The following is a 12,366-nucleotide window of genomic DNA, read 5'->3' on the forward strand; positions in this document are numbered from 1 at the left end:
TGTTACGCCGCCCGTACCTCCCGCTCGGCGGTCTGGGCCGTCTGGTGCGGGCAGGGGCGCCGCTGCGCGATGGCACGGCGCAGGAAGCGCGGCAGGCCGAACGTCACGAATCCCTCGGCCTGCATCGCCGCGAAGCCGATCCGCGGCAGGTCGCGGCTGGAGCGGTAGACGACGAAGCGGGGCTCCCAGCGCGGCCGGAACTTCGCGTTGAACTTGTACAGCGACTCGATCTGGAACCAGCGCGACAGGAACACGAGCAGGCCGCGCCAGGCCCGCAGGACCGGGCCCGCGCCCAGCTTCTCGCCGCGCGCGAGCGCGGCCCGGAACATCGCGAAGTTCAGGGAGATCCGCTCGATGCCGAGCTTCGGCGCGGCCTGCAGGGCGGCGACGATGAGCAGCTCGTTCATGCCCGGGTCGGCCGAGCGGTCGCGGCGCATCAGCTCCAGGGACACGCCGTCCTTGCCCCACGGCACGAAGTGGATGACGGCCTTCAGGTCGCCGTAGGGGCCGGGCTTCTCCTCGGCCTTGTGGGCCGTCGCGATCAGGCAGTCGCCGTCGTTCGGGTCGCCGATGCGGCCGAGGGCCATGGAGAAGCCGCGCTCGGTGTCGGTGCCGCGCCAGTCCTCGGCGGCGCGCTGGATGCGCTCGAGCTCCTTCTCGCCGAGGTCACGGATGCGCCGCACGCGCGTCTCGTAGCCATTGCGCTCGATCCGCTTGACCATCTGGCGCACGTTGCGCATCGCGCGCCCGGACAGGGAGAAATCCGCGACATCCACCACCGCCTCGTCCCCGAGTTCCAGGGCGTCCAGGCCCGTCTCGCGGGTCCAGACCTCGCCGCCGGTCTCGGAGCAGCCCATGACGGCGGGCGTCCAGGAGTGCGCCTTGGCCTCGTCCATGAAGCGCTCGATGGCGCCCGGCCAGGCCTCCACGTCGCCGATCGGGTCACCCGAGGCGAGCATCACACCGGAGACGACGCGATAGGTGACGGCGGCCTTGCCGCTGGGCGAGAACACGACGCCCTTGTCGCGGCGGAGCGCGAAGTGGCCGAGCGAGTCCCGGCCGCCGTGCTTGGCGAGCAGCTCGCGCAGCCGGCTCTCGTCGTCCTGGGTGAGCCGCGCCGCCGGGTGCTCGGGGCGGAAGGCCAGGTAGATGGTGGTGAGAGCGGTCAGCATGCCGAGGGCGCCGAGGGAGAAGCCGACCGTCCAGGAGGTGTTGCCGGTGTAGTCGACCGGCCCCTCGAAGCCGAACAGGCCGTACAGCACATGGGCGAGGCGCTCCGAGATGCTCGGGTCGCCGACGACCTTCTTCGGGTGGACGCTGACGATGACCAGGCCGAGCGCGATGGAGCCGGCGCCCAGGAGCACGAAGTTGGCAAGGGCGCGCCAGCGGCTGCGCGGGTCGGGCAGCGCGGCGAACTCGCCGCGGTGGCGCAGCAGCAGCGCGAGGAGCGCGAGCGAGATGGCCGCGCCGATGAAGGAGTGCCGGTACGCGAACTGCGCCACCGCGCCCGCGGGGAGCAGCACCACCGCGGCGCGCCACGCCCGGCGCTTGTGCCGCCGCAGTCCGTGCGCGAGCAGGAGCAGCAGGACGCCGCAGCTCAGCGCGAGCGCGGCCGCGAAGGGGCCGAGCGCGCCCGGCAGGACCTCCGCGAAGGTGTGCAGCCGGCTGCGCCGGAAGCGGGGGAACACACCGGCCGCGATGTTCAGGAGCGCGACGAGGGTGCAGATTCTCGCTGCGAGGACCGGGACGGCTTCGGGGCGGGGGCCGCGGAAGAACCGGCGCAGCCCTCGGTCGCTGCCGTCGTTGCCTCCTGGAACCGCACCCGACATTTCCCCATCTATCCTGACAGACATCGCATCCCGTAGTTCTGCGAGAGAGCTTCCATCCGGTGCCAAAGGTGGCGTCCGGTGATATTGCGCCCTCTAGGACGGTCCTTCGGGGACACGGGTTCACTCCCGGCCGGAAAACCGGTGTAAAGCTGGCGGAAAAGGAACGTCGCTCGTCTGGAGCCGACGGTTCCGCCCCCCGGGAAGAGAACAGGCAGAAAGCGCAGGCAGGATCATCCCATGGGTCTCACGAGCAATAATGTGCTGGCACTTGCGGTAGCGCTGGCCGTGCTGCTGTTCATCGGCACGATCTGGCTGTGGCCGCGGCTCGCACGCCGCAGCTGGCGGGCCGTCACCGGCCGCGTCGGGCTGCTGCTCGCCACACAGCTGGCCGTCTTCGCGTCGGTCGGCCTCTCCGCCAACCAGGCGTTCGGCTTCTACGCCACCTGGGCCGACCTCTTCGGTCAGGAGACGGCGCAGGGCGTGGTCGTCGACCACGACGCCATGAAGGGCGAGAAGGGGCCCGTCCGGGTGGTCGACACCAAGTCCGTGGACGTACCCGGCGGCGGCATCCCCCGTGTGGGCGGACAGATCCAGAAGATCGACATCCAGGGCCGGAACTCCAGGATCGCCAGCCCGGCGTACGTGTATCTGCCGCCGGAGTACTTCCAGCCGCAGTACAAGCACCGCACGTTCCCCGCGGCCGCGGTCCTCACCGGCTACCCCGGCACCGCGGAAGCCCTGATCAAGGGCCTGCACTACCCGCAGACGGCCCACCGGCAGGCCAAGGACGGCAAGATGCAGCCGATGATCCTGGTCATGCTGCGGCCGACGGTGGCGCCGCCCCGGGACACCGAGTGCGTCGACATCCCCGGCGGCCCGCAGTCCGAGACGTTCTTCGCCAAGGACCTGCCCGACGCCATCACCGACCACTACCGGGTCGGCAAGAAGCCCGACAGCTGGGGCATCATCGGCGACTCCACGGGCGGCTACTGCGCCCTGAAGCTGGCCATGCACCACCCCGGTGTGTACGGCGCCGGAGTCGGCCTCTCCGCCTACTACAAGGCGGCCCAGGACGTGACGACGGGCAACCTGTTCCACGGGGACAAGGACCTGGAGCGGCGCGCGGACCTGATGTGGTACCTCGACCACATGCCGCCGCCCAAGACCTCCCTGCTGGTGACCACCAGCAAGAAGGGCGAGGGCAACTTCAAGGACACCAAGAAGTTCATCGACAAGGTCAAGGCGCCGACCCGGGTGTCGTCGATCACCCTGGAGAGCGGGGGCCACAACTTCAACACCTGGCGGCGTGAGATCCCGGCGTCGCTGGTGTGGATGAGCGGACGGCTGACCGGAGGGTCGGACGTGCGCTGACGCCGGCCGTGAAGGAGCGCCCGGCTCGCGCCGACGGCGGCCCCGGAGCGGCGCCCGGCGTGCGCTGACGCCGGGCGTCCGGTGCCGGGGGTCAGGCTCCCAGGACCGAGGCCACCGTCTCCAGCTCCACCTCGTCGCGCGGGATGGCCCGCGCGTCCGCCGCCGTCGAGCGGCGCAGCGCCTCGTGCAGCCGGGCCGGGGTGAGCACCCCGAGGAACCGGCCTTCGCTCTTCTCGTCGATGACCGCGATCCAGCCCGCGTCGTGCTGGAGCATCGTCGAGAACGCCTGCTTCAGGCTCGCGCCCACCGGCAGCCACGCCTCCATCCGGCGCGCGTGCGCGCGCACCGTGCCGGTGCCCACGCGAGCGTGCTCGGCGGAGAGCCAGCCGTGCAGGTTGTTCTCGCCGTCCAGGACGACGGCCCAGCGGGCGTCCGCGTCGAACTCCTTGGGCAGCGGGTCGTCGAGGTGCACGACGGGCGGCTGCTCCAGGTCGCCCTCCTCGATGGGGGTCACCGAAAGCCGCTTCAGGCCCCGGTCCGCGCCCACGAAGTCGGCGACGTACTCGGTCGCGGGTGAGCCGAGGACGGTCGAGGGGGTGTCGAACTGCTCGATGCGGCCGTGGCCGTAGACGGCGATGCGGTCGCCGAGGCGGACGGCCTCCTCGATGTCGTGCGTGACGAAGAGCACGGTCTTGCGCACGGCCTGCTGGAGGCGGAGGAACTCGTTCTGCAGGTGCTCGCGCACCACCGGGTCGACCGCGCCGAACGGCTCGTCCATCAGCAGCACGGGCGGGTCGGCCGCCAGCGCCCGGGCCACGCCGACGCGTTGGCGCTGGCCGCCGGAGAGCTGCTCGGGGTAGCGGTCGCCGAAGGTCGCCGGGTCGAGGCCGACGAGGTCGAGCAGTTCGGCGGCGCGCTCGCGGGCCTTGGCGCGCTTCACGCCGAGCAGGTGCGGGACGGTCGCCGTGTTGTCCAGGACCGTCTTGTGCGGGAACAGACCGACCTGCTGGATGACATAGCCGATTCGGCGGCGGAGTTGGACGGGGTCGATTCCGGATATGTCGTCGCCGTCGAGGAATATCCGCCCGCCGGTGGGCTCGATGAGCCGGTTCACCATTTTCATCGTCGTGGTCTTGCCGCAGCCCGACGGGCCGACGAGCGTGACCAGTTCACCCTCGCCCACCTCGAAGGACAGGTCGTCGACGGCCGTTGTGCCGTCCGCGTACCGCTTGGTCACGTTCTCGAACCGGATCATGATTCCCCATTGTGGCGCGTGTTCTGTGAAGGCCGTGTTGCGCCGGCACGAAGAGCCTCGCTGCGTCTCGGTGATTGTCAGTGCTCGGGGTTAGGGTCGCCAGACAGCGGAACATGTGGCTTTCGGCACGTGTACGGGTGGGCATGGTGACGGGCTTTCGGGGGAGGCGGGGCGGGTGAGCAAGCGCGACTGCCTGGTGGCGAACGACTGGATCTGCGGTGAGTACGTCCGTTCCCGCAGCCAGGAATTGATCGACGCGACGGTGGAGCACGTGGCGATCACGGCTGCGTCAGTGGCGATAGGAGTGGCGGTCGCACTGCCCCTCGCGCTGCTCGCGCGCCGCTGGCGCTTCCTCGCGGCACCGATTCTCGGCGTGACCACCGTGCTGTACTCGATTCCGTCCCTGGCGATGTTCTCGCTGCTGCTGCCCTTCTTCGGCCTGTCGGCGTCCCTGGTCGTCACGGGCCTCGTGCTGTATTCGCTGACGATCCTCGTGCGGAACATCCTCGCGGGTCTCCAGGCGGTCCCCGAAGAAGCCAGAGAAGCCGCCAAGGGGATGGGGTACGGCCCGCTGCGACTGCTGTGGGAAGTGGAATTGCCTCTCGCACTTCCGGCGTTGCTCGCGGGTGTGCGGATCACGACGGTCTCCACGGTCGCCCTCACCACCGTCGGCGCCATCGTGGACTACGGCGGCCTCGGCACGCTGATCCTCGACGGCCTCGACACCCAGTTCAAGGCGCAGGTGCTCACGGCATCGGCGCTGTGCGTCGCGCTCGCCATCGCGGCCGACCTGCTGCTCCTCGCCCTCCAGCGGCTCCTGACGCCCTGGACGCGAGCTCATCGAATACGACCGGGCCGCTTCGCGCGCAAGGCGGGCGCGGCCAAGAGCGTGGCCAAGGTGGCTGAGCCCGTATGAACGCGATATCCGGTGCCTACGACTGGCTGACCACGTCGGCCAACTGGCAGGGCGAGAAGGGGGTGTGGCACCGGCTCGCCGAGCATCTGTACTTCAGCGGCGTGTGCCTCGCCGTGGCCTGCCTGATCGCGCTGCCGCTCGCCATGCTGCTCGGCCACATCGGCAAGGGCGGCGCGCTCGCGGTCAACATCTCCAACGTGGGCCGTGCGGTGCCCACGCTCGCCGTCCTCATCCTGCTCACGCTCACCCCGCTCGGCGAGCACGGGGACCTGCCGACGCTGATCGCGCTCGTCCTGTTCGCCGTGCCGCCGCTGCTCACTAACGCCTACATCGGCATGCGCGAGGTGGACCGGTCGGTGGTCGAGGCGGCGCGCGGCATGGGCATGAGCGGGCGGCAGCTGTTCGCGCGCGTCGAACTGCCGCTGGCGTACCCGCTGATCATGACGGGCGTCCGGTCGGCGGCGGTGCAGGTCGTCGCCACGGCGACGCTCGCCGCTATGGCGGGGGAGGGGGGCCTCGGGCGGATCATCACGGCCGGGTTCAACCTCCAGAACACCCCGCAGGTCGTCGCGGGCGCCTTCCTGGTGGCGCTGCTCGCGCTGGCCGTGGAGGGTGTCCTGGTCCTCGCCGGGTGGGTCTTCGATCCGATGCGGGGGCGGTCCCGTGTGAGCGAGTGAGCGGCGGGGCGCTCCGTGTCGGCTCCGCCCGTTCGGGCCGGGGCCCTTCTTGACGCTTGATGTGGAAACTCTCGAAATGGTGGTTCACCGATGAACAGCAGGACGCGTCGCGCGCGACGGATGGCAGGGGCGGCCACGGCCGTCGTGGCGCTGACCGCGGGTCTCACCGCGTGCGGCGGCGACAGCCTGGAGGACGACAAGGGGTCCGACGGCGGCGACAAGGGCAAGATCGTGGTGGGCTCGGCGCGGTTCACCGAGCAGAAGGTGCTGGCCGAGCTGTACGCGGGCGTCCTGCGCGACGCCGGGTACGACGCGTCGGTGAAGACCGTCCAGAACCGCGAGGTGTACGAGCCCGAGCTGAAGAAGGGCACCATCGACGTGGCGCCCGAATACGCGGCCACGCTCACGGAATTCCTCAACCTGAAGAAGAACGGCGCGGACGCCGAGCCGGTCGCCTCCAGTGATCTCGACGCGACCTACGGTCAGCTCACCAAGCTCGCCGGGGCGCGCGGTCTGAAGGCACTCCCGGCCGGTGAGGCCGTGGACCAGAACGCCTTCGCGGTGACCGAGGATTACGCCAAGGAGCACAAGCTCAAGACGCTTTCCGATCTTGGAAAGTCCGGTGAGAAGGTCCGGATCGCCGCCGGTGACGAATGCGAGACGCGGCCGTTCTGCGCGCCGGGCCTGAAGAAGAAGTACGGCATCGACGTCGCCGGAATCGACCCCAAGGGCGTCGGCACCACCCAGTCCAAGCAGGCCGTGAAGAACGGGACGGACCAGCTCGTCCTGACGACGACCACGGACGCGACGCTGAAGAACTTCGGCCTCGTGATCCTGGAGGACGACAAGAAGCTCCAGAACGCCGACAACATCCTTCCCGTGGTCAACGAGAAGTCGGCGGGCGACAAGAAGATAGCCACGGCCCTCGCCAAGGTCACCAAGACGCTCACGACCGACGATCTCATCGAACTCAACCGCAAGGTCGACGCCGAGCGCGAGAAGGAAGCGGATGTCGCCAAGGAGTATCTGGAGTCGAAGGGGCTGATCAAGAAGTAGGCCCCCGGACGGCCCGGGCGCGCGCTCCGCGCGGTCCCGGGCCAGGCCGAACTCCGGATCCTCGGGGAGCCTTCGCGGCGGAATGCGGAAGCGGAGCGCGCCGGGTTGCGGAATCCGCGCGGAGGAGATGGAGTGACGCTTCCAGGAGGAAGTGGCTCGGCGTGGTGGGGAGTTGTGGTGGGGGTACCGGGAATTTGGCGGGCGGGGCACCAGACTTCGCCTACGCGCGGTAAGTTTCTGGCCATGCCACGTGGACGTCACCGCCATTCCCCACCATTGCACAGGCTGCTTCCTCCGTCGGCGGTCGCAGGCTTCTCCCTCGTCTGCGCCGGCGGCGCCTGGATGTTCGCGGAACCAGTCGTGCTGCGCGGCCTCGCCGCCGCGGCGGCCGCGAGTGCCGTCATCGGCTCGGTCGTCATGCGCCAGTGGGACCGGTCGGCGGGCAAACGCGTCGCCGAGCTGAGCCGGGCCCGGGCGAGCGACGAGTGGCGCTACGACGAGCGCATAGCCGAGGCCGAGTCCGACCTGGAGGAGTCGCGCGAGCTGCGCACCAAGCTGGAGGCCAAGCTGCGCTCCAAGCGGGCCGAGCTCGCGGCGCTCCGCAACGAGCACGCGGCGCTGCTGCGGCGGTACGCGACGGCGGAGACGGAACGGGCCAGCGCCCTTGAGCGGCGGCGGCTGCTCGCCATCGAGACAGGCAGCACTCCGACGCGGGCGTTGCCGCCCGGGGCGGGGGCGGATGACGGCGAGGCGGGCGTATCCGCTGAGGTGGACGGGGCTGCGGGCGGGGCTGGGGATGTCGCTTCGGCTGCTGAGTCCGCGGATTCCGCCGAGTCGGTCGAATCTGGTTCGTTGGTCGAGTCCGTCGAGTCCGTCGATCCGGCTTCTTCGGGTCAGGGCGCGGTGCCCGCTGCGTCCGCCGACGTGGCTGGTTCCGCCCAGGACTCCGGGACTTCCGGGGGCGCCCGGGGCGCGGTCCGGCCGGGGGCGAGTCCTACGCCCTCGCTGTACGGGCGCGCCAACGACGCGCTGGACCGGCTGGTGCGGGCACGCGCGCGGCCCGCGGTGACGGAGGGCGGCCTCGACGCCGCCGACATCGCCGACGCCGTCGCCGACGACGGCCCCGGTGACGTGGACGGCGGTGACGGCCCGGGGAAGCCCGCGGCGGCCGACGGGCACGGTCACGAGCGTGCGGTCGCCGGTCACTTCGCGGTTCCCGCCGCGGCGGCCGTGGTGCCGCCCGCGCGGGTGCGGCGGCCCGCGGGCGAGGGCGGCTTCGACTTCTTCGGTACGAAGAGCACGTCCGCGAAGAGTGTGGCTCCGGCCGCCCTGGAGGCCGTGCAGAACGAGGACCTCGCGGACGTCGTCGGCGAGGAGGCCCTCGCGGTGCACAAGGCGGAGGCCGAGGCCGAGTTCAGGCCGTCGGACGCGGCGACGGACGCCGAGCGCGGGGTCGGGCAGGTCATCGACCTGACGGCCCACGACGAGACGGAGCAGATCGACGTGGAGGGGCTGCGCACCGCACTGCGCGCGTAGCGTTCCCCTGACCCGGGGCGCCCTGGGCCGACCGCCGCTTGCGCGGCGGCCTTTCCCCCACCCGCCCGCCCGTTGCTGTGGGACGCGGGGCGCCGTCCGGCACGGGTGGTCCTGCGTGCGCCTCGTCGCTGAGTCGCCGTGCGCCCTCCCCCGACCGCCCACCCGTTTCACCCGGACGCGGCGCACCCTTCGGCCCTGGCCGTGTCTCGTGCCCTCGTCCCCGGGTTTGCCGCGCGCCTTCCGCCGACCCGTCTCCGCAGGACGCGGCGCACCGCCGGGCGTTGGTGGTGCCGGGCGTCCGTGGGTCGGAGTCACTGCGCGTCCGTGGGTCGGAGTCGCTGCGCGTGTGTGCGGGTCGGAGTCACTGCGCATGCGTGCGGGTCGGAGTCGCCCCGCGCCCACGAGTCAGATTCGCCCCGCGCCCCCTCCCCTCAACCCCCACCCACCATCCACCGGTCCGGCAACGCCTCCCGCCGCCCCGTCCGGGAGCGTTCCGCCTGGGCGCGCAGGAGTTCCGCGGCCTCCTCCGTGCCCCGTAGGCGGGCTGTGACCGTCTTGTTGGCCCCCGTGTCCACCAGTACGTCGGCGACGTCCTTGAAGCGCTCCCAGGGGCCCTGGGACAGCCTTACGCTCTGCACCTTCGCGTGCGGGACCAGGGAGAGGCGGCGGCGGAGCAGTCCGTGGCGGGCGGCGAAGACCGCGTCGGTGACCGTGAGGCCGTAGCCGTGCCACCACACCGGCACGCACCACGCGGCCCGTTTCGGCGGCCGTGACAGTTCGCTCGCCGCCGGCACCCGCGCTCCGGGCAGCACCCGCGCGATCACCGACTCGGCGAGCGCGCGCGGGGCGACCGGCACGAGCACGCTGTTGGACGAACCCGCCACGTCCAGCTCGACGCGCACCCAGTCCAGGCGCCGCCACAGCATCGGCTCGACCACGTGGACCGTCTGCACGCGCCCCGGCGGCACCGTCTCGTGCGCCTTGTCGAGCAGCCCGTGGTCGATGCGCAGGCCGTCGGGGGACTCGCCCACCCGCCAGTCGTACTCCGCGATGAACCGGCCCACACTGCTCGCGAACGCGCCGCCCAGCATGGGCAGCGCCGTCGCGATGACCGTCCACGCGTTGTGCGTGATCAGCCACAGCACCGTCGGCACGACGAGCGCGGCCACCAGGAGCGCCCAGGGCGCGCCGGTCAACAGCAGCGACACGGCGAGCATGCGGGGCTCCACGTGCAGCAGGTTCCGGGCAGGCGCCTCGCCGACCGCGCGGGCCGTCTCCGGGGCGAAACCGGCCGCCCGCGCGAGCAGTTCGGCGCGCAGCGCGGCGGCGTGCTTCTCGTCGAGGTAGGCCAGCTCGTCCTTCTTCTCGGTGCCGACCACGTCCAGTTTGAGCTTGGCCACGCCCACGAGGCGGGCCGCGAGCGGCTGCGTCACGTCGACGGCCTGGAGCCGGTCGAGGCGGATGTGCGCGGTGCGCCGGAACAGCAGCCCGGTGCGGATGCGCAACTCCGTGTCCGTGACGGCGAAGTGCGTGAACCACCAGCTCAGAAAGCCGTACAGGGCGCCGCCGACCACCACGGCCGTGGCGCCGAGGGCGAGCGTCGTCGCGGTCAGCTCGGACAGTCGGCGCTGGGTGCCGTCCGGGTCGTGGAAGGCCCAGCCGACGAGGATCGCGACCGGCGCCCAGGCGCGGCGCAGTGGCGTGACGGGGTGCAGACGCCGTTCTCGTATGCCTTGCGTGTCGTCTGCGGCACCCGTGTCACCTGCGTCACCCACGTCACCAGCGGCTTCCGTAGCCTCTGCGGCCTCCGCGGCTTCCAGATCGTCGGAGCGTGCCGGTTCCACGTCCTCAGCGGGCGGCCGCACGTCAGCGGCCGTCTCCGCCTCGCCCTGCTCACGCTCCCGAGCCCCGCTCACAGCCCCGCCGATCGGGCCTCGCCGAGCTCCGTGAGGCGGTCGCGCAGGCGCTCGGCCTCCTGGGGGTCGAGGCCGGGGATGCGGGCGTCCGTGGCTGCCGCGGCCGTGTGCAGCTGGACGCCGGCCAGGCCGAAGTACCGCTCCACGGGGCCGGACGTGACCTCGACGAGCTGCATGCGGCCGTACGGCACGATCGTCTCCTCGCGCCACAGCACGCCCCGGCTGATGAGGAGGTCGTCGGCCCGCTCGGCGTACTGCCACGAGCGCCAGTTGCGCCCGAGCAGCACCCAGCCCCAGGCCGTGAGCGCGAGCGGCAGCGCCCCGAAGGCCGCCCACCCGGGCCCGGCGAACAGGCCGAGCAGCACGCCGAGCGCCACCCCGAGCGGCACCAGCCACACCACGAGCAGCATCCGGCGCATGGTCAGCACTCCGCGCGGCAGCCCGGTCCACACGGGCGGCGTCTCGCGCTCCCCCGTGGCTCCCCCTGGCCCCGACCCCGTCCCGGTCTCCATGCCTCAAGCCTACGTACGGGATCCGACCGCGGTGCGGCCCCGCGTACGGGATCTGACCGTGGCGCCGCGCCGGGCGTACGACAGACTGTGGGCATGAGCCCCACGACGGAGCACACGCCCAGCACGCGGCCGCCGCGGACGACGGAACCCGCCGAGACCACGTTCGGCATCGGCGGTGCCGCCGAGAGCACCGACATGGTGCTCAACATCGGCCCGCAGCACCCGTCCACGCACGGCGTGCTGCGGCTGCGGCTCGTCCTCGACGGCGAGCGGATCGAGCGCGCGGAGCCGGTCATCGGCTATATGCACCGCGGCGCGGAGAAGCTCTTCGAGGCGCGCGACTACCGGCAGATCGTGATGCTGGCCAACCGCCACGACTGGCTGTCGGCGTTCTCGAACGAGCTGGGCGTGGTCATGGCCGTCGAGCGGATGCTCGGCATGGAGGTGCCCGAGCGCGCGGTGTGGACGCGCACGCTCCTCGCGGAGCTGAACCGGGTCCTGAACCACCTGATGTTCCTCGGCTCGTACCCGCTGGAGCTGGGCGGCATCACCCCGGTCTTCTACGCCTTCCGGGAGCGCGAAGAGCTGCAGAACGTCATGGAGGAGATCTCCGGCGGCCGCATGCACTACATGTTCAACCGGGTCGGCGGCCTCAAGGAGGACCTGCCCGCGGGCTGGACCACGCGCGCGCGGGCGGCCGTCGCCTCGGTGCGGTCGCGCATGGACGTGTACGACCGGCTCGTGCTCGGCAACGAGATCTTCCGGGGGCGCACCCGCGGTGTGGGCGTGCTCTCCGGAGAGGCGGTGCACGCCTACGGAGTGAGCGGTCCCATCGCCCGCGCCTCCGGAGTGGACTTCGACCTGCGCCGCGACGAGCCGTACCTGGCGTACGGCGACCTGGGCGACGTCCTGAAGGTGGTGACCCGCGAGGAGGGCGACTGCCTGGCCCGCTTCGAGTGCCTCCTGGAGCAGACCCACAACGCCCTCGACCTCGCGGACGCCTGCCTGGACCGTGTCGTCGACCTCCCGCGGGGCCCGATCAACCAACGGCTGCCGAAGGTCCTCAAGGCCCCCGAGGGCCACACGTACGCCTGGACCGAGAACCCCCTCGGCATCAACGGCTACTACCTGGTGTCCAAGGGCGAGAAGACCCCGTACCGGCTGAAGCTGCGCTCCGCCTCGTACAACAACATCCAGGCCCTGGCGGAACTCCTGCCGGGGCAGCTCGTCGCCGACATGGTGGCGATCCTGGGGTCGCTGTTCTTCGTGGTCGGCGACATCGACAAGTAGTCATCGAC

At 71.4% G+C, this 12,366-nt stretch carries 10 protein-coding genes; 6 read left to right on the top strand and 4 right to left on the bottom strand.

Annotated features, from left to right (window positions below):
• Positions 1 to 2: 2 nt before the first annotated feature.
• Positions 3 to 1,829 (bottom strand): phosphatidylglycerol lysyltransferase domain-containing protein, encoded by a 1,827-nt coding sequence (locus ACZ6BG_RS35415; protein ID WP_469009386.1) that lies wholly within the window; start codon positions 1,827 to 1,829, stop codon positions 3 to 5.
• 237 nt (positions 1,830 to 2,066) lie between these two features.
• Between ACZ6BG_RS35415 and ACZ6BG_RS35420 the strand changes: the two genes are divergently transcribed.
• Positions 2,067 to 3,200: an alpha/beta hydrolase gene (locus ACZ6BG_RS35420; protein WP_469009390.1), complete on the top strand. Its 1,134-nt coding sequence runs from the start codon at positions 2,067 to 2,069 to the stop codon at positions 3,198 to 3,200.
• Positions 3,201 to 3,291: 91 nt separating this feature from the next.
• Here ACZ6BG_RS35420 and ACZ6BG_RS35425 read toward each other — a convergent pair whose 3' ends face one another.
• Complete coding sequence (locus ACZ6BG_RS35425) at positions 3,292 to 4,455, bottom strand: ABC transporter ATP-binding protein (RefSeq protein ID WP_469009392.1); 1,164 nt, start codon at positions 4,453 to 4,455, stop codon at positions 3,292 to 3,294.
• Positions 4,456 to 4,630: 175 nt separating this feature from the next.
• Between ACZ6BG_RS35425 and ACZ6BG_RS35430 the strand changes: the two genes are divergently transcribed.
• From ACZ6BG_RS35430 to ACZ6BG_RS35445, 4 genes are all read left to right on the top strand, one after another.
• Positions 4,631 to 5,371: an ABC transporter permease gene (locus ACZ6BG_RS35430; RefSeq protein ID WP_469009394.1), complete on the top strand. Its 741-nt coding sequence runs from the start codon at positions 4,631 to 4,633 to the stop codon at positions 5,369 to 5,371.
• Positions 5,368 to 6,048, top strand: coding sequence for an ABC transporter permease (locus ACZ6BG_RS35435; RefSeq protein WP_385712784.1), 681 nt, complete (start codon positions 5,368 to 5,370; stop codon positions 6,046 to 6,048). Before ACZ6BG_RS35430 ends, ACZ6BG_RS35435 begins: the two co-directional genes overlap by 4 nt.
• A gap of 90 nt (positions 6,049 to 6,138) precedes the next feature.
• Positions 6,139 to 7,104: an ABC transporter substrate-binding protein gene (locus ACZ6BG_RS35440; protein ID WP_469009397.1), complete on the top strand. Its 966-nt coding sequence runs from the start codon at positions 6,139 to 6,141 to the stop codon at positions 7,102 to 7,104.
• A 243-nt stretch (positions 7,105 to 7,347) separates the two neighbouring features.
• Entirely contained in the window at positions 7,348 to 8,640 is a 1,293-nt protein-coding gene (locus tag ACZ6BG_RS35445; protein ID WP_469009399.1) for a coiled-coil domain-containing protein, read from the top strand.
• 431 nt (positions 8,641 to 9,071) lie between these two features.
• On the opposite strand, the gene ACZ6BG_RS35450 is transcribed toward ACZ6BG_RS35445, so the two are convergent.
• Positions 9,072 to 10,415, bottom strand: coding sequence for a PH domain-containing protein (locus ACZ6BG_RS35450; protein WP_469009401.1), 1,344 nt, complete (start codon positions 10,413 to 10,415; stop codon positions 9,072 to 9,074).
• 137 nt (positions 10,416 to 10,552) lie between these two features.
• On the bottom strand, positions 10,553 to 11,068 hold the full coding sequence (locus tag ACZ6BG_RS35455) for a PH domain-containing protein (RefSeq protein WP_469009405.1): 516 nt from the start codon (positions 11,066 to 11,068) through the stop codon (positions 10,553 to 10,555).
• Between the two features lie 93 nt (positions 11,069 to 11,161).
• On the opposite strand from ACZ6BG_RS35455, the gene ACZ6BG_RS35460 reads away from it, so the two are divergent.
• Complete coding sequence (locus ACZ6BG_RS35460; RefSeq protein ID WP_469009408.1) at positions 11,162 to 12,358, top strand: NADH-quinone oxidoreductase subunit D; 1,197 nt, start codon at positions 11,162 to 11,164, stop codon at positions 12,356 to 12,358.
• Positions 12,359 to 12,366 lie beyond the last annotated feature (8 nt).

The sequence above is a fragment of the Streptomyces sp. NPDC041205 genome (assembly GCF_055591765.1).